Origin of the sequence: Paenibacillus sp. NPDC058071 (assembly GCF_042885235.1) — a bacterium.
Lineage (GTDB): Bacteria > Bacillota > Bacilli > Paenibacillales > Paenibacillaceae > Pristimantibacillus.
The window spans coordinates 1-16,425 of record NZ_JBHVSK010000010.1; the positions used below are offsets into that span (position 1 = coordinate 1).

Annotated in this window: 15 protein-coding genes and 1 rRNA gene; 15 read left to right on the forward strand and 1 reads right to left on the reverse strand. The window is 50.4% G+C overall.

From position 1 onward, the window contains the following. Window positions 1-146: 146 nt before the first annotated feature. The 13 genes from rrf to ACFVTB_RS17045 all read left to right on the forward strand — a co-directional run bounded on the left by rrf (window position 147) and on the right by ACFVTB_RS17045 (window position 14,168). Window positions 147-263: ribosomal RNA gene (rrf, locus tag ACFVTB_RS16985) — 5S ribosomal RNA — on the forward strand. 849 nt (window positions 264-1,112) lie between these two features. Beyond that, a complete protein-coding gene (locus ACFVTB_RS16990; RefSeq protein ID WP_387751457.1) occupies window positions 1,113-1,760 on the forward strand; it encodes a GntR family transcriptional regulator in 648 nt (215 codons plus the stop codon). A 186-nt stretch (window positions 1,761-1,946) separates the two neighbouring features. Then, window positions 1,947-2,972 carry a metallophosphoesterase family protein gene (locus ACFVTB_RS16995; protein ID WP_387751460.1) on the forward strand — a complete coding sequence of 342 codons (1,026 nt, stop codon included), beginning with the start codon at window positions 1,947-1,949 and terminating at the stop codon, window positions 2,970-2,972. Between the two features lie 4 nt (window positions 2,973-2,976). Continuing rightward, complete coding sequence (locus tag ACFVTB_RS17000; RefSeq protein WP_387751463.1) at window positions 2,977-3,798, forward strand: metallophosphoesterase family protein; 822 nt, start codon at window positions 2,977-2,979, stop codon at window positions 3,796-3,798. Between the two features lie 81 nt (window positions 3,799-3,879). After that, window positions 3,880-5,211, forward strand: coding sequence for an ABC transporter substrate-binding protein (locus tag ACFVTB_RS17005; protein ID WP_387751466.1), 1,332 nt, complete (start codon window positions 3,880-3,882; stop codon window positions 5,209-5,211). Window positions 5,212-5,270: 59 nt separating this feature from the next. Further along, complete coding sequence (locus ACFVTB_RS17010) at window positions 5,271-6,236, forward strand: carbohydrate ABC transporter permease (RefSeq protein ID WP_387751469.1); 966 nt, start codon at window positions 5,271-5,273, stop codon at window positions 6,234-6,236. 17 nt (window positions 6,237-6,253) lie between these two features. Further along, on the forward strand, window positions 6,254-7,087 hold the full coding sequence (locus ACFVTB_RS17015; RefSeq protein WP_387751472.1) for a carbohydrate ABC transporter permease: 834 nt from the start codon (window positions 6,254-6,256) through the stop codon (window positions 7,085-7,087). Further along, window positions 7,087-7,824 carry a tyrosine-protein phosphatase gene (locus tag ACFVTB_RS17020; protein ID WP_387751475.1) on the forward strand — a complete coding sequence of 246 codons (738 nt, stop codon included), beginning with the start codon at window positions 7,087-7,089 and terminating at the stop codon, window positions 7,822-7,824. Before ACFVTB_RS17015 ends, ACFVTB_RS17020 begins: the two co-directional genes overlap by 1 nt. A 202-nt stretch (window positions 7,825-8,026) precedes the next feature. Next, complete coding sequence (locus ACFVTB_RS17025; protein ID WP_387751478.1) at window positions 8,027-9,604, forward strand: ArnT family glycosyltransferase; 1,578 nt, start codon at window positions 8,027-8,029, stop codon at window positions 9,602-9,604. Window positions 9,605-9,818: 214 nt separating this feature from the next. Beyond that, a complete protein-coding gene (locus tag ACFVTB_RS17030) occupies window positions 9,819-11,060 on the forward strand; it encodes an MFS transporter (RefSeq protein WP_387751481.1) in 1,242 nt (413 codons plus the stop codon). A gap of 190 nt (window positions 11,061-11,250) precedes the next feature. Further along, entirely contained in the window at window positions 11,251-11,910 is a 660-nt protein-coding gene (locus ACFVTB_RS17035; protein ID WP_387751484.1) for a cell wall hydrolase, read from the forward strand. Window positions 11,911-12,111: 201 nt separating this feature from the next. Next, window positions 12,112-13,386, forward strand: coding sequence for an MFS transporter (locus tag ACFVTB_RS17040; protein WP_387752016.1), 1,275 nt, complete (start codon window positions 12,112-12,114; stop codon window positions 13,384-13,386). Continuing rightward, the gene (locus ACFVTB_RS17045; protein WP_387751487.1) at window positions 13,383-14,168 is read left to right on the forward strand and encodes a uracil-DNA glycosylase family protein; all 786 of its coding nucleotides are present in this window, start codon (window positions 13,383-13,385) and stop codon (window positions 14,166-14,168) included. Before ACFVTB_RS17040 ends, ACFVTB_RS17045 begins: the two co-directional genes overlap by 4 nt. 137 nt (window positions 14,169-14,305) lie before the next feature. On the opposite strand, the gene ACFVTB_RS17050 is transcribed toward ACFVTB_RS17045, so the two are convergent. Next, entirely contained in the window at window positions 14,306-14,497 is a 192-nt protein-coding gene (locus ACFVTB_RS17050; RefSeq protein WP_387751489.1) for a hypothetical protein, read from the reverse strand. Between the two features lie 199 nt (window positions 14,498-14,696). Between ACFVTB_RS17050 and ACFVTB_RS17055 the strand changes: the two genes are divergently transcribed. Together ACFVTB_RS17055 and ACFVTB_RS17060 are read left to right on the forward strand one after the other, a co-directional pair. Then, window positions 14,697-15,053 carry a hypothetical protein gene (locus ACFVTB_RS17055; protein ID WP_387751492.1) on the forward strand — a complete coding sequence of 119 codons (357 nt, stop codon included), beginning with the start codon at window positions 14,697-14,699 and terminating at the stop codon, window positions 15,051-15,053. Between the two features lie 82 nt (window positions 15,054-15,135). Further along, entirely contained in the window at window positions 15,136-16,260 is a 1,125-nt protein-coding gene (locus ACFVTB_RS17060) for a glycoside hydrolase family 88 protein (RefSeq protein ID WP_387751495.1), read from the forward strand. Window positions 16,261-16,425 lie beyond the last annotated feature (165 nt).

Here is a 16,425-nt window from a genome sequence, read left to right on the forward strand (position 1 = left end):
GGCTGGGGGTGGAAGCACAGCAATGTGTGGAGCTGACCAGTACTAATCGGTCGAGGGCTTATCCAAATACTACCCGCTAACACGGGTGACGCTAAAAGAGATTCATAACTTTCGCATCCAGTTTTCAAGGCGCAACGCTTTGTCCGTTTGGTGGCGATGGCGGAGGTGAACCACGCGTTCCCATACCGAACACGACCGTTAAGCCCTCCAGCGCCGATGGTACTTGGACCGCAGGGTCCTGGGAGAGTAGGACGTCGCCAAGCACACGAAAGAACCTGTCGCAGTTAATGCGACAGGTTCTTTGTTTTGACTGAAAAAGTCGGACACATTTTAACGCAAACAATGTATTTTGATGATTGTTTGCAAAAAAATCGAACAAGTTGGATGCTCAACGGGACTAGCTGAATGCATTATATTCGAAAAATCATATATAATTTTGGGGAAAGTGGGATTTCAGTCGATTATATATGAAAATTCATACATATTGGGTGCTCTCTGCCCTAACTCAGCGAAATATATACTAAAAATCATACATAATCAACATTATTGCCCGAATCAGAAAAATTATATTCGAAATATCATATATAATGAACGCTCTCTTCCCACACAGCCCTAAAAAATCAGGCACGTTGGACGCAAATCCGCCCCTATTCAGCAAAACAAAATGTACCCTAACGATCATATGTTTGAAATACGGGAATCCCACTACACAAAGGCTGACTAATACTTTGCATACAGTCCGATTTTCCTGAAAATGAGTACAATAAGTTTTTGTTAAATCCGAAAGAAATGAGTGCTTCTTTATTTCAAATATAGGGTTGCCGTTCTTATTAATATTAGCTCCTGAGCTAAGGGAATTCTGGGTCAAAGCGAAATAAGCCGCAATCTGTATCGTATCATGCTATATCCATTCCGTAACAGCCTTTATATATCACAGGAAATCCACGCAGGAGGCAAGATCTCTGCGCATGATGCAATCCTATCGGTCAATCCCACTCTGCCAGCCGTTCGCGAATAACTCCCCACCTCTCCTTTACAATATCTTTACTTCCCAAACGGACGGTCCTTTGCTACGATGAGCCATAAATATAAATAGATAAAGGCAGGTTAGCATGCGAACGACTTCATTAGAATTAGAAGCCTACAATCAAATAAAGGAACGTATCGTACATGCGGAAGTTATGCCCGGCATGCTGCTTTCCGAGAACGAGCTGGCGACGCAGCTTGGCATGAGCCGAACGCCGGTCAGAGCGGCGATCTCCTTGCTTGAAAAGGAAGGGCTGGTCGAAAGCTTTAAAGGACGCGGCGTGCTCGTCAAAGAAATATCGTTCCGGCAGTTCAGCCAAATGCTCGAGGTGCTTGTATCGATGCAGCTATTTGTTCTCGATTCGGCCAAGCAGCGGAAGATTATCTTCGATCTCGATGCGCTGAAAAATTATTTGCAGCAGCAGGATGCGGCCCGTGAGAGCGGCGATTACCTCGGTTATTACAACAATTCGCTCATGTGTATTGAAACGATATTAAAAGCCAACGACAACGAATACATGCTGCAAGTGTTAGACAGCTATCGCGGTAAGTTTATTTGCCGTATGGTTACCTTCCGCAAGCAGTTTCCACAATTAAAGCCCCAGTGGGCGAATGTCATGAACGGCAAGATTTATCATGCGCTGCTGCGCAACGACTATGAGGGAGCTAAAGCAGCCATCGAGGAAAACTATAAGTATACAACTGGACAGTTAATGTTGAGCGGCGTTATTTAAACGCCCTTCGCAGCAATGTCAGCCAGGAGGTGTCGCGACAGCCGCGATGCCTTTTTTTTATTCACAAAACGAGGCAATCCTTTTACATATCATTTAGATCGCGATAACAATGCACTTACATACAACCTGCATACTGGTTTTGCAGAAGCGAAACATCCACTTGACGACTCGGGAGGAGAGAACATAATGACAATCGTTCAGACAAGCCGGAATGCAGCAGGTATATGGTATGACGAAGCCCTTTTTCAGACGGACAAGCGTCCTTGGATCGGTCAGCCGCGCCCGTCCGAGTGGGCTGCAGAGGATTTCTCGTTCGTTGTACTAGGCGACCGTTGCGGGATGGCGACCGCCGGCGTGTTCGAGAACGCGCTTGAGATTGTGAAGGACTTGAAGCCGGACTTTGTTTTGTCGGTAGGCGATTTGATCGAAGGCTACTGGCGTGAAGCACAAGACGCTATTGCGGAGTGGGAGTATATCGACGCGAAAATAGAAGCGGCTAATCTTCCTTTCTTCCATGTTGTCGGCAATCACGACTATGGCAACCAAATGATGAGAGACGTTTGGAGAGATAGAAAGGGCTTTGAATATTACGCGTTTAGAACGGGCGATATCCTGTTTCTCGTCTTGAATACGGAAGATCCGCCAAACGAGTTCTCCGATGATTTTATTGACATTATTAAAAAAGCGACGGCCAACGTTCAGAACGAACCGGAACGAATGAGCGAGCATATGCAGGCTTTCTATGATGATATTGTTAGCCGTATGTCGCCAGAGCAGTTGAAAGAAATGGGACGTATCGACCTAGCCTTCAGCGATGAGCAAATGGCTTTTGCAGAGCGCGTGCTTAAAGAGAACCGTGATGCGAAATGGACCTTCATCACTATGCACAAGCCGGGCTGGAAGAGTGAAGATGAACGATTCGAGCGGCTCATCCGCATGTTGGACGGACGTCCTCACACCGTTTTTGCCGGTCATCTGCACGCGATGGAATATTCGGTTGCCGGGAACGGTGAACGAATTCAGCTCGGAAGAACAGGCGGACATGCTCATGGCAATGGGCCGGAAAGCGACAACCTGATGCTGTGGGTCAATGTTCGAAACGGCCAGCCTTCGTACCGGGTTATACATTTGGACGGCGTAAGAGAAATTGGCGGCTACAAACCTCAATCCGAAACCGAACACGACAACCACCACCGTACCGAGGAGGCTTAAACCGATGGAACCGATCTTATTCGCTCATCTAACGGACACGCACATCAACGTAACGGGCAAAAACCCGCTTTTTCAAATGGATATGACAAAAAAGCTGCGTGAGCTGTTCGCCGAGCTTGGCAAGCTGAGCCGCAAGCCTGATTTTGTCGTTATTAGCGGAGATTTAACACAGGACGGCGACACGGAAGATTATCGTCATCTGCGCAGCGTACTGGACGAGGAGAAGTCGAAGCTTGGCGTGCCGGTATATGTAGCGCTCGGCAATCACGACACACGTTCGTATTTCCGCGAAGGTTACTTGCAGGAAGAACCAACCGAGGAATCTTATTATTACAGCGTAACAGAAAAAGGACTTCGACTCGTTGTCCTGAACACGCAAGTTCCTGGCCAACATGGCGGTCGGCTGGACGAAGAACAGCTGGAGTGGTTGCGAAAGGAACTGGCGACTCCTGCTACCGGCGGCACGATCATCGTGCATCATCATCCCGTCGTGCCTACGATAACGCCATTAATGGACAGTCACCTGCTGGACAACCCCCAAGATCTAGCGGCGGCTATTGAAGGTACGGACGTGATCGGTCTGCTTTCCGGTCATATCCATTGCAATAACATTAGCTTGTTTCACGGCGTGCCAAGCGCTGCGGCAACCGGGGTCGCATTCGGCATCGAGCCGACCAGCAACGATAGCATGAAGTTCGTCGACAATAGCGGCTACAATCTCGTTTTAGTAAAAGAAGGTCAAATGATCGTTCATCCGATGGCGATGGCAGGCAGCCAACAAGTTGTGTTCGAATGGAAAATGGATGCGGCGCAGGCGCATTCCTAGCTTCAAAGAAAGCCTAGCTTCAGAAAATACTTAACGTTTGAAGATAAAGAGCCCATAAGGGCAAGGGAGAGGGAGAAACGAATGGCTATTCGAAAGATCGGCGCAGCGGCTTTGCTGTCGTTGTCCATTGTAACGGCAGGCTGCGGCAGCGCGGCAAATACGGGAGCAAGCACAGGAACAAACGCGGGAGACGCGGGCAGCGGCGCTTCGAACGAGCAAGTTACGCTTAAGTTTTACAGCTACAATCTGGCGATTGCAAGTCAAGTCCCCGGTACGAAAAAGCTAATCAGCGAATTCGAAGCCGCTCATCCGAACATTAAAATCGACGCCATCCCGGTCGCCTCTACGGATATTAACGCCAAGGTTCAGGCGGATATCGTAGCCGGCTCGGCGCCGGATGTCGCGCAGCTGACGTTTGACGGCCTCGATTTTGCCGTAAACAATTTCAATGCTAAGCCGCTGGAGGATATAGTCCCAGCCGATGAGTTGAAGAGCAACTTCGAAGGATTCTCGCCGAATGGCATGAAGCTGGGTCAGTTGAATGGAAAAACGTACGGCCTGCCATTCACCTTTAGTACACCGGTGCTGTTCTACAACGCGAAGCTGTTTCAAGACGCCGGTCTCGATCCGACGCACCCTCCAGGCACATGGGCGGAGGTTAAGGAGCAAGCCTTGCAGATCGCGGAAAAGACAGGTTCGACTGGCATGCATGTCGGCGGGGCGGCTGGCGGAGACTGGATTATTCAAGCTTTGATCGGCAGTAACGGCGGTCAAGCGTTGTCCGAGGATCGCAAAACGATCAAATTCGGCGAGCCGGAAGCAGTCGGAGCGGTGCAAATGTGGCAGGACTTAATTAAGAGCGGAGCAAACGGCAAATTGAACGACGGCGAGGCGATCGAAGCGTTCAGCCAAGGGAAAATCGGCATGCTGCTGTTCACAAGTGCCTTGCAAAGCTCGTTCGTCGCGGCTTCGCAAGCGGGCGGATGGGAACTGAAAACGGCGAAAATGCCGGCATTCGGCGATAAACCGACCAAGCCGGTCAATTCCGGCAGCGCATTATTCATCTTAACCGACGATAAGGCGAAGCAAAAAGCGGCATGGGAGTTTTTGAAATTCGCGACCAGCGAGCGCGGCTATACAATCATTACATCCGAGATCGGCTACTTGCCTCTTCGCCCAGCCATCGTCGACGACCCGAACTACTTGAAGGACTGGGTGGAAGCCAATCCGCTTGTGAAGCCGAACCTGGAGCAGCTTGATTCACTGCAGCCTTGGGTATCGTATCCAGGCCCGAACTGGAAGCAGATCGAGACCATTCTGAATGACTCGGTATCGAAGGCGATCTTGAGCGGCGAAGACGCAGCGGCGATTATGCAGGATGCGCAAAAACGCGCGCAAGCGCTCGTTCAATAACGGCCTTTTCCCATCAGACATCATGAATTCAATAAACATACAAGGAAGGAATGTAAGCCATGAGCTATGAAGCGGTAGGATTGACCGGCCGCGCAACGGGAGCTAAGCCGCAAGCGAAGGAACGTAAAGCGTTCCTTCCGCGGCTTGGACGATTGAAGCCTTACTTATACCTGTTGCCTGCCTTAGCCTCCATTGGCTTCTGGGTATACAAACCGCTGCTACAAACGTTCCAGCTCAGCTTCTATCAGTGGAACCTGCTGCCGTCCTCGCCCAAGCAATTTGTAGGGTGGCAAAATTTCTCCAATCTCATTAGCTTGCCCGAAATGGGCATCGCGCTCTGGAACACGCTTATATATACGCTCGGCGTTATTCCATTCTCGCTTATTATTCCGCTTGCGATTGCAATCGCTACCGATAATATCAGCAGGAAGGCAAGCAACATCTATCGCGCGCTTATTTTCCTGCCGATGATTATGGCTCCTGTTGCTGTGTCGTCCGTTTGGCGATGGATCATGCACCCGACGAACGGCATATTAAACAAAACGCTGACCGATTGGTTTCATTTGTCCGAGCCGATCCGTTTTTTTACCGACGAGCATTGGGCGATCTGGTCCATTACGTTCATTACCGGATGGAAGCTTATCGGGTTCAGTACGCTTATCTTCTCAGCGGCAATGACCGGTATCAACAAGGAATATATCGAAGCGGCCCGCATCGATCGTGCCAACCGGCTTCAAATTATATGGCATATTATTTTGCCGCTGCTTTCACCAACGATTCTGTTTATGGCAATGATGAGTACGCTGTTTGCTTCGGAATGGAGCTTCTCGTATGTTAACGTGCTGACGCAGGGCGGACCGTTCAACTCCACGACAAACATCTACTATTTGCTCTGGACCTACGGCTTCCAATCGTTTAATATCGGCTCGAGCTCTGCTGCGGCAGTCGTCTTTTTCCTCGGGTTCGGCGTTCTCGCTTGGCTGTTTATGAAGTTGACTAAAAAACTATCGTTTTTCGATAACTAGAGGGAGATGACGTAATCATGGAGAAAGCAGGACGATCGTTCTTCTCCTTCGCAACCGTTACCGCGAAGCATGCGGCGCTTGTTGCGCTCGCGCTGCTGGCCGTATTTCCTCTCTATTGGATGATAGTGACCGCTATGAAGCCGGAGAGCGAGGTATTCACGTCGAGCCTGCTGCCGCTGCATGCGACGCTGGACAACTTTGTGCAGGCATGGAACGCCATTCCGATGGCACGTATGTTGGCTAATTCCGTAGTGGTCGCCGTCATACAGACAGTCATGCAGCTGGTGACGAGCATCCTGGCCGCCTATGCGTTCACGCGCTGGGAATTTCGCGGCAGCAATCTCATATACGGTTTAATTGCGCTCACATGGCTCGTTCCATTCCAAGTTATTATGATTCCGAACTATGTCGCCATTAGCGGCTTCGGATGGCGTGACCAGCTCGCCGGTCTAATCGTACCAAACATCGCATCGGCATTCGCTGTCCTTCAGCTGTATAATGCATTCAAATCGTATCCGAAGACGCTAATCGAAGCGGCCCGGCTTGACGGAGCATCGGATTTTGTATTGCTGTGGCGGACGATATTGCCGAATTTGAAAGCGTCGATCGCGTCGATTGGCATCCTATTGTTCATCACCTCGTGGAACGACTACTTCTGGCCTCTTCTCGTAACGACGAAGCTAGAAAACTCAACGGTGCAGAAAGGGCTGCAAATGTTTATTTCTTCCGATGGCAACATGTGGGGAGCGTTGATGGCGGCAACAACGATTGCCAGTCTTCCCGTTCTCCTGCTCTATTTATTGCTGCAAAGACAAATTATCGATTCTTTCGTAAAAGGCGGTTTGAAATAATGACAGTTAGGAATAAAAATGAAAGATTGCTGCAGCTGGAAGGCGCATTTAATGTGAGAGATATCGGCGGTTATCGTAATGCCGACGGCCTGACGGTGCAAAAAGGGAGATTTCTGCGTGCGGACGGCCTTCATGCACTGACGGATAGTGACCAGTCGATTATTCTTGGTACCGGGGTTCAGACGGTCATTGATCTTCGGCATGAGAAGGAGATTGAGGCTAAGCGCAATGTTTTTGCCGACTCCGGTCGTGTAGACTACTATAATATCAGCCTGATTAATCCGGCAAAACCATCGAATTTATCCATTCGCTGCTTGGGCGATATGTACGTCTATATGCTCAATGACAGCGGTTCGCTGTTGAAAGAAGTGTTCCAGCGGATGGCGTCGGCCGAAGACGACAGCGTATTGTTCCACTGTACGGCCGGAAAAGACCGAACCGGCGTCGTTGCGGCGCTTTTGCTCGATTTGGCCGGAGTGGAACGCTCGACAATCGTGGAAGATTATGCGGAGACGGCGGCGAATCTTGCGCCAATTATGGATGAGCTGAGAAAGGACCGCCCGGAGCAATTGCCTGCCGACATGTACGAGTTGTTCCTTGGCAGCGCTCCTTCCAATATGGAAATGATGCTTGATCATCTCTATGAAGCGTTCGGCGGAGCAGAGAGCTACATGACCTCAATTGGCATGGACGATTCGCAAATCGCCAGTCTGAAGCGTATGCTTCTTCAGCCTTAGTAGAATGAAAGATGACTCGATTCCGCATGGATGGATAATTTGATACATTAAAAAGCATTCTATTACTTAATATGTCTGAACCAAACCGTCTTCACCGGCGGTTTTTTTCATGTGCGCTTCACCGTTTCTATTTCTTTACTATTCTATTTTAATTATAATAGGATAGGTTGCTATCAATGGGAAGGAATGGGGTTTTCGAAGCGTGGGGTCGAAATTAAATAAATATATGAACGGGTTTTATCAGCGGGTACGCGAACAGCCGTTAGTCGCTGTTTTGTTTGTACTCGGCATATTGTTCCGCGTCGTCGCAATCGCTTCGCTGCCGCCGGGCTTGAACCAGGACGAGGCGTCCGTCGGCTATGACGCTTACTCTATTCTTCATTATGGAATCGATCGGAACGGCAGCTTCCTGCCGATTCATTTGATCGCCTGGGGAAGCGGACAGAACGCGCTGTATGCCTATCTTTCCATGCCTTTTATATTCATCTTCGGCTTGAATGAGTTTTCCGTCCGAATCGTCAGCGCGTTGGCTGGAGCAGTGACGATGTTCCTGTTCTACGCCATTGCCAAACGGTTTGTCAAAGACCCGAGAGCAGCGGCGTTAGCTGCCTTCGTGATCGTGATTTGCCCATGGCATCTGATGATGTCCAGGTGGGCGCTCGAATCGAATCTGTTTCCAACCGTCGTTCTGGCTGCCGTTTATTTCGCGATTAAGGCGCTGGACAATCCGAAACGACTTGCCGTCTTTACCGTTCTGATGGCCGTTTCACTTTACGCTTACGGGACGGCTTACTTCTTTGCTCCGTTATTTACCTTTGCAGTCTATACCGTATTTGCAGCCAAAAAAGCGGCAAGCGTCCGCCTTATCTTGCTGAACGGCGCAGGCTTTGCTATTCTGGCGCTGCCGATTTTGCTGTTTCTCATTATTAACCGTTATTCGCTCAACGCAATTGAAGCGATTGCTACCATTCCGAAGCTGACGGTGCCGAGGGTGGAGCAGGCGTCCAGTGTTTTTCAGTCCGGTTTTCTGTCCGGCGCATTCGATAATATGAAGCGGGTGCTGGACATTCTCGTCACGCAAAACGACGGTTTACCGTGGAATGCGCTCCCTGCCTTCGGTTATATGTATCCCATTGCCGTGCCGCTCATTTTGCTTGGTCTCATCACGACAATAGCTACTATGGCACGAAAAACAGACGGCGTCTCGCTCATTATTATGCTCTGGCTTGCCGTGGCGCTCGCTATGGGCTTTGCCGTGAGCGACGCCAATATCAACCGGATCAATATCGTTTTTTATCCGCTGCTATTGCTGGTTGTAGCCGGTCTTGCATGGCTATTCCGGAAAGAAAAATGGGCGGGAAGAGCGGCGATCGCCGTTCTGACTGTTTTCTTCGCGGCTTTCGCCAATACGTACGTGCGCACGTACCCCGAGCAGATCGGACCGCTGTTTTTCGAGTCGTTCGGCGAAGCAATCCGCTATGCCTCCGATGCAACGGATGGAAACGTCTATATTACCGACCGCGTCAATATGCCGTACATTTACGTACTGTTCTACGAGAAGGGCAATCCTCATCGCTTTATCCAGACGGTTCAATATCGCAATCCGGGAGGAGCCTTCCAAGTTGTCGACGCCTTCGACCGCTACCGATTTGGCTATCCCGAAATCCGCGAAGGCGAGAAGGCGGCTTACTTGTATGCGAACGAGGAGAGCATGCCTTCGGACGAATCGCGGTATACGTTCAAGCGATTCAAGCACTATACGGTCGTGTTGGAGAAATGAGAGTAGGCAATTGCCGGAATAGGCTGTAATCGAGACATATTCCCTTGTTTTATCCGAAAAACAAGGGCTGTGCAGGCTAAATGGTTCGATAATGAATCATTTGGCCTTTTTTCGCGCAACTAAGGGATGGGACCGCTTTCAGCCTGCCGCCTGCTTCATGTTAAAATGAACGGGACACAGTTATGTAACGGAACGGCTCGGGGGGAACAGACAGATGTTGGAGAGCGTGCGGTCTAAGCTTGTTTGGAAAGGGAGGGCGACGATACCTCCGGATAGGAAGCTGAGCAGAGACGCGATCGTCTCGATAGCCATACACGGCTTTTTTCAGTTCGGGGCTTCGATGTCTGGTTTGTTTCTCAATCTTTATTTATGGCGGCTGACGGAAAGCTTAGCGATTAACGGCTATTATAATTTGATCTTGTATGCGGTGACGCCAATGACGTTCGCCGTCGGAGGCTGGATTGCCAAGAAACGGGACAAAATGCTCACCTACCGAATAGGTATTGGCGCCATCGCAATCTTTTATTTGTTAGTCGTAATTGCCAAGGAGCAGGTCGCACACTACTACATCCCCTTTGCGATTATGAACGGCATAGCGTCTGGCCTCTATTGGACGGGCTATATTATATTGCAATACGACGTTTCTACCGACCGAAACCGCAGCCGGTACTTGGCGATCAATATGGTCGTGTTCAATACGGCCGGTCTGATCGGCCCGGCATTGGCCGGTTTTATTATCCAGCAGCGCGAGGGCTTGCAGGGGTATATTATTATTTTCATGCTGGCGTTCGTCATGTTTCTCATTGCGGCAATTATTAGCTTGCGGATTCCGTCGATGCGTTCTCATCATACAGCCTATTACTTGCATTACATGGGGCTGCTCATGAAGAAGAAGCCGTTATGGCTGAAAGCGCTGTTCGCCTTTCTCGTCCTGGGCTTGTTTCAGGGCATGATGCTCTTTTTGCCAAACATTATGCTCTATCAGACAGTGGGACGGGAAGATTGGGTCGGCTATCTCGGCGTATTCTTCTCAGCACTCACGGTAGCGACCGGGTACGTTATCTCGCGAAGCTCTGGCACTGAACGTGTACGCAGGCAGGTGCTGCTGTCCACGACAGGCGTTGCGATCGGAGCAGGATTGCTGCTGATCGAGGTGCATTTCTGGTCAGTGGCGTTGTTCATGATCGTGTTCTCGATCTGCAATCCGTTGATTCTCAATACGCTTAACTCCTATTACTATGGACTCATTGGCACGCTGCCGCTGAAAGGCCAGCTACGGGTGGAAGGGGTAGTGATGCGGGAGCTTTTTCTGAATATCGGCCGGGTCATCTCCATCGCGATGGTGATTTGGCTTGCCAAGGATACGGAATCGGCTTGGCTTGCCATCGTACTGTTTGCAGCTGCGTTGATGCAGTATGGACTGGTGTTATTCGTCAACAAACGAAACGAAGTATAAGAGTTTGCAGAACGGCTTTTACCTTTTCAGGTGAAAGCCTTTTTTCTATTTTAGACGATTATACAGAGTCTTGACTCTATTAGAATTTTCTATGAATCGAGTGTGCGGCATGCAAGTTATGGTAAGATCGAGAACGTTGCGGCAAACCGCTCCCATAGACAACCAGATCGACAGAATACGGAGGGAAACGATGAGCAAAAGCAAGTTCAAACAGAGGGCAGCGAGACGCCTTGCTACGCTGAGCCTGGCCATGACCATGCTGTTCACTGGCGCAGTCGGAGCCCAAGCGGCTTCGATGTCCGTCGGAAGCTCGGGCGAGCAGGTGAAGGATTTGCAAGAGAGACTTTATATGCTGGATTACTATAAGGGTCCTATTACGAGCCGGTTCTCGGCTTCGACGAAAACAGCGGTTTCCGCCTTTCAGCGCGGCGCCGGATTGGAACGTGACGGCATTGCCGGTCCGACGACCGTTAAAGCGCTCCATAAGGTGACGGTCAGCCGTTCCGATTTGTCTCGAGTGGCAAGAGTCGTCCATGGCGAAGCGCGCGGAGAAAGTTACAAAGGGAAGGTGGCAGTCGCCGCCGTCGTCATGAACCGCAGCCGTTCACCGCTGTTCCCGAACAGCATTCGCGACGTTATATTTGCTAAAAACGCATTCAGTGTCGTGAGTGACGGCCAGTTTTGGCTAACGCCCGACGCCGAGTCGCTGAAAGCGGCTAAGGACGCGGCTAAAAGGATTGATCCGACCAAAGGCGCTCTGTACTTTTACAATCCTGCGGCGTCGCAGTCGGAATGGTTTGAAAGCCGCAAGAAGACGGTTCAAATCGGCAGCCATCAATTTTTTAAATAGTTTCTTACATCCCGTCCGCATAATGCGCGGCGGGATTTTTTAATGCCGCTAGATCTATATATAGATTGCGTTGGCCTATAGGCAAGGGGCAGGCAGTAAGGAGTTGGTACCATCTTACATAGCGATTCAGGAAGAAAAGGAGTATGATTGTCTATTAAACGCATTTGCAGGTAATATGAAGGTGGTAGGCTAGTTTTGGGTATGAATTTGAAACAATCTTGGCAAAAATGGTTAGGCGGCTATCCGAAGGATGCGCTCGGCTTCATCGCGGCCAGCTTCGCGAACGCGATCGGAGGCTCGATTTTATGGCCGCTTACGACCTTATACGTGCATCAAGTGCTCGGAAGGTCTTATGGAGAAGCGGGTATGGTGCTGTTGTTCCAGGCGCTAGCCGGCGTTATTGGACAATTAGCGGGTGGGGCGCTGTATCATCGGCTTGGGCCCAAACGATTAATTGTTTCGTCCATGATCATTTCTGGCGGAATGATCGGACTTGTTGTTTTTACGCGCGAATATTGGATTTATGTCATTATGACCAGCCTGTATGGCTTGATGAATGGCGTCGCTGTCCCGGCTATTAATGCGTATATCGGCTTTCGATGGCCGGAGCATCGACGCAAGCTATACAATGCGATCTATGTCGGCAATAATGTCGGGCTGGCTATCGGCGCTTCGGTGGGCGGGCTGATCGCAGCCTTTTCGTTCTCGCTGACGTATGTGATAACCGCTGTATCGACACTCGCTTTCGGCCTTTTTCTGGTATTTTTCATGCAAGCCGAGAGGCGGCCGGCCATTCGGGCAGACGGCACGGGCAAGGTCAGCATAGCATCATCTGGGGAGGGCAGCGATACGTCCGGAGACGAACCGCTTTCGAAGAAGCTGCTGGCGTTCCGAATGTACTTGTTTTTGGGAATCGGCCAAATGCTGTTCTTCGTATCGATTATGATCTGGAACAGCGGTATTGCTCCCTACTTGACCGATGAGGGCTACTCTTTATCAATGTATAGCCTACTTTGGACGATAAACGGCATCGTTATTTTCGCTGGCCAGCCGATTACGAACGGGATCAAGCGGCTGCTTGGCGGTTCGCTGCGAATGGAAATTGTAGCGAGCTCCGTTCTATGTACGGTAGGTTATTTATTTATCGCCGTCTGGCATGATGTCTATTGGTGTCTTGTCATCGGCATGATCATATGCACGCTTGGCGAAATGCTGCTGCTGCCGGTTATTCCGACCTTCTTCTCGGAAAATGCGGGAAAAAGCGCTCCGTTCTACATGGGCATCGTAGGAGGCTTCGGCAGTGCAGGAAGAATGATTGCACCTACGATCTATGGCACCATGTACGATCATACAGGTATTGCTCCCGTGCTATACCTGGGAGCAGGAGCCTCGCTGTTGTCCTTTGGCATATTCGTTATCCATGCTTATTTGCATCGGCCCGCTATTTCGGCAGGCGGAAAGGAGAAGTGCGCGTGAACCGGGACGAAAGAATCGTCGATTCCGATTACAGTTTGAGAAATACGAACATCGAACGCTACAAGACTTACATCGGGACGCTGCCGGAAGGCAAGCTCACTAAGGAGCAACTGCTCGTTCTCGAGCTGCAGCTTGCGGAGCGAGACGGTTTGTCCGTATACTACATTCCATTCGAATACGTGAATGAACGCGCTAAAGTGATGGTCATCGGCATTACACCGGGCTTTACGCAAATGGAACTGGCGTACCGGGTCGCCCGTTCCGGTCTGCACGCTGGATTGACAGGCTGGGAAATTGCTCGGCAAGCCAAGGCGGCGGCCAGCTTCGCCGGAACGATGCGGCGTAATCTGTATGCCATGCTGGACGGTATCGGGCTGCCGGAATCGCTAGGCATCGACAGCGCGGAGGCGCTGTTCGAGGAGGAGCGGGAGCGGCTGCTGCATACGACATCGGCGATTCGTTTCCCGGTATTTCAGGCGGGGCGCAACTATACCGGCCATCAGCCGGAGCTGGCGCGTTCCACCTTTCTAATGTCTTTCGCTCGCTCTATCCTGCTGGATGAGCTGGCGTCGGTGCCAGGCGCGCTTCTTATTCCGCTCGGTAAATCGGTGGAGGACGTATTGCTTCAGTTTGCCGCAGAGGGGCTGCTCGATCCGTCCCGGTGCTTGTTCGATTTGCCGCATCCTTCGGGTGCGAACGGTCATCGGCATAAGCAATTCGAGGCACGCAAGGAACAGTTGGCGTTGAAGGTCAGTGCATGGTTTGCGGCATCCCCGCTGTAATAAGGAAGAAGCCCCGCCGCTACGGCGTCTACGGCCGTCGTTAAGACGGCCGTAGACGCCGGTTTTTTTTGTATTTAGGCCCGTCAGAATGAACCGACGGGCATTTTTTTGCTTTTTTCTATTGCAGCCGCTTGGATTTAGCGGCTTCCGGACTGAATGTTCTTTCCTTTTTTCCATGCGATTTGCCTGCCTTGGTTGGCATTGCTGCCGTTGCGATTGATTTGCCCGCCGCTTGTCGCTTTTTGAATGATATAGATGTTGTTATAAATCGTGATGTAGTTGATCGTAATGCTGGATTTTCTCTTTTTTGCTGCTCTGTCTATCCGCATATGAATTCACATCCTTTCTTTTTCTACTTAATCTATGAGAGCTTACTGCTGCTGGTATGAGCGGATGCTCTGGATTGAAATAATAGAGGCGAGTAAGAATGGAAGAGGAGCTCTTTCAAAATTGTACAAGCGCACACACGCAACTCTAGCAATTTACATACACTACTCTCGAATCTAGCAATAAGGAGATGATAGAGTAATGGCAAGCAGAGGAAACAGAAGCGGCGGAAGCAGAGGCAATCGTTCAGGCGGAAACCGCACGGGAGGTAACCGTACTGGCGGCAATCGTACAGGAGGCAACCGTACGGGAGGCAATCGTACAGGTGGCAACCGCACAGGAGGTAACCGTACAGGTGGTTCTGGAGGCAATCGTAACGTACAACGCATTTTGTCTCAAATCGGCGTAGGCACGCCGAATATCCGCATCCACTTTGACGGCACATTCCACACCGGTGTGTTTTTAGGCTTTAGCAACGGTTCGGTTGTTATTAATCAAGATGGTGTTCCGCGCTTTATTAAAGTAACTGCTGTTACAGCAGTCGATGTAGGCGTCTAAAAATACGACAACTAGCCCAAAGAAACTCCCTTGAAATAGGGAGTTTTTTTGCTGCATGCTAATGGGGACGGGAGGGATTCAGATGAATGGCAACATCGATACGATGCAGCAGCGAATGAAATTGCAGTGGACAAAAATCGAACGAAAAACGGAAAAAATTCTGGGGGAGATTGGCAGCCGGTCTCCTCATGTCGCTTCGTCCGGCCAATATGACGATATGCGGCTAGACTGGTGGACCTCGGGCTTTTGGCCGGGCTTGCTGTGGATATTGCATGACGTAACTGGGAAGGAAATATATCGGAGTGCCGCGTGGGATTGGGATTTCAAGCTGGAGCAGGCATTCGCGAGAAAAAACAATTTCCATCATGATGTCGGCTTTCAATTCTTACCAACGGCGGTTATGAAATATAAGCTGACCGGAGATGAAGAGGCGCGAAGAAGAGCATTATTTGCAGCTAACTTTTTGTCTGGACGATTTAATATGCAGGGGCGCTTCCTCCGAGCCTGGAATCAGGACAAGACCGGCTGGGCGATTATCGATTCCATGATGAACTTGCCGCTGCTCCTCTGGGCTGCCGAGGAAACGTCTGATCCCAGGTTCCGGCAAATCGCTTGCGCTCATGCCGACACGGTTCTTCGGCATTTTATCCGTGAGGACGGCTCCGTGTATCATATCGTCGCTTTCGATCCCGATACGGGAGAAGTTGATGAATATTTGGGTGGGCAGGGCTATGCACCCCAATCCTCGTGGAGCAGAGGGCAAGTATGGGCACTTTATGGAATGGCGGTTGCCTACCGGTTTACGGGAGACATTCGTTATTTAAGAGCGGCACAACGAGTCGCGCATTATTTTATTAGCTGCTTGCCTGCTGATCGCGTGCCGCATTGGGACTTCCGCACACCGAATCCAAGCAACGAACCGCGCGACACCTCCGCGGCAAGCTGCGCCGCATCGGGGTTATTAGAGCTTGCCGCGATGCTGCCAGCTGAGGAAGGCCGTATCTACCGAACGGTCGCTATCGACATCGCTTTTTCGCTCGGCGAGCGATATGCATTGCTAGACGACTTGGATCGTCATGGCTTGCTGCGCGAAGGGACGGGCAATAAGCCGGATGGACAGAATGTCAATGTCTCGTTGATCTACGGCGATTATTTTTATGTGGAGACGGTCGCGAAGCTGCTGGGATGGCAAGGAAAGGTGTTTTGAGGTGTTGTCGCAGCAGGTCGGTTAATAGAATGGTTTGATTTAGGCAAGAAACCAGCGGATAACCCGGTCACGTAGAGTTGATATTAATCCTGCAAATTTTTATTATATGGAATTTTCAATAGCTTTGGGTTGTTCATTGTTTTCAAATGCCACAGTAAGACGCGG

Coding starts and splice junctions, on each gene's coding strand:
- ACFVTB_RS17035 (WP_387751484.1), top strand. CDS start 11,251: ATGAGCAAAAGCAAGTTCAAACAGAGGGCAGCGAGACGCCTTGCTACG.
- ACFVTB_RS17010 (WP_387751469.1), top strand. CDS start 5,271: ATGAGCTATGAAGCGGTAGGATTGACCGGCCGCGCAACGGGAGCTAAG.
- ACFVTB_RS17055 (WP_387751492.1), top strand. CDS start 14,697: ATGGCAAGCAGAGGAAACAGAAGCGGCGGAAGCAGAGGCAATCGTTCA.
- ACFVTB_RS16990 (WP_387751457.1), top strand. CDS start 1,113: ATGCGAACGACTTCATTAGAATTAGAAGCCTACAATCAAATAAAGGAA.
- ACFVTB_RS17030 (WP_387751481.1), top strand. CDS start 9,819: ATGTTGGAGAGCGTGCGGTCTAAGCTTGTTTGGAAAGGGAGGGCGACG.
- ACFVTB_RS17060 (WP_387751495.1), top strand. CDS start 15,136: ATGAATGGCAACATCGATACGATGCAGCAGCGAATGAAATTGCAGTGG.
- ACFVTB_RS16995 (WP_387751460.1), top strand. CDS start 1,947: ATGACAATCGTTCAGACAAGCCGGAATGCAGCAGGTATATGGTATGAC.
- ACFVTB_RS17020 (WP_387751475.1), top strand. CDS start 7,087: ATGACAGTTAGGAATAAAAATGAAAGATTGCTGCAGCTGGAAGGCGCA.
- ACFVTB_RS17050 (WP_387751489.1), bottom strand. CDS start 14,497: ATGCGGATAGACAGAGCAGCAAAAAAGAGAAAATCCAGCATTACGATC.
- ACFVTB_RS17000 (WP_387751463.1), top strand. CDS start 2,977: ATGGAACCGATCTTATTCGCTCATCTAACGGACACGCACATCAACGTA.
- ACFVTB_RS17005 (WP_387751466.1), top strand. CDS start 3,880: ATGGCTATTCGAAAGATCGGCGCAGCGGCTTTGCTGTCGTTGTCCATT.
- ACFVTB_RS17015 (WP_387751472.1), top strand. CDS start 6,254: ATGGAGAAAGCAGGACGATCGTTCTTCTCCTTCGCAACCGTTACCGCG.
- ACFVTB_RS17040 (WP_387752016.1), top strand. CDS start 12,112: ATGAATTTGAAACAATCTTGGCAAAAATGGTTAGGCGGCTATCCGAAG.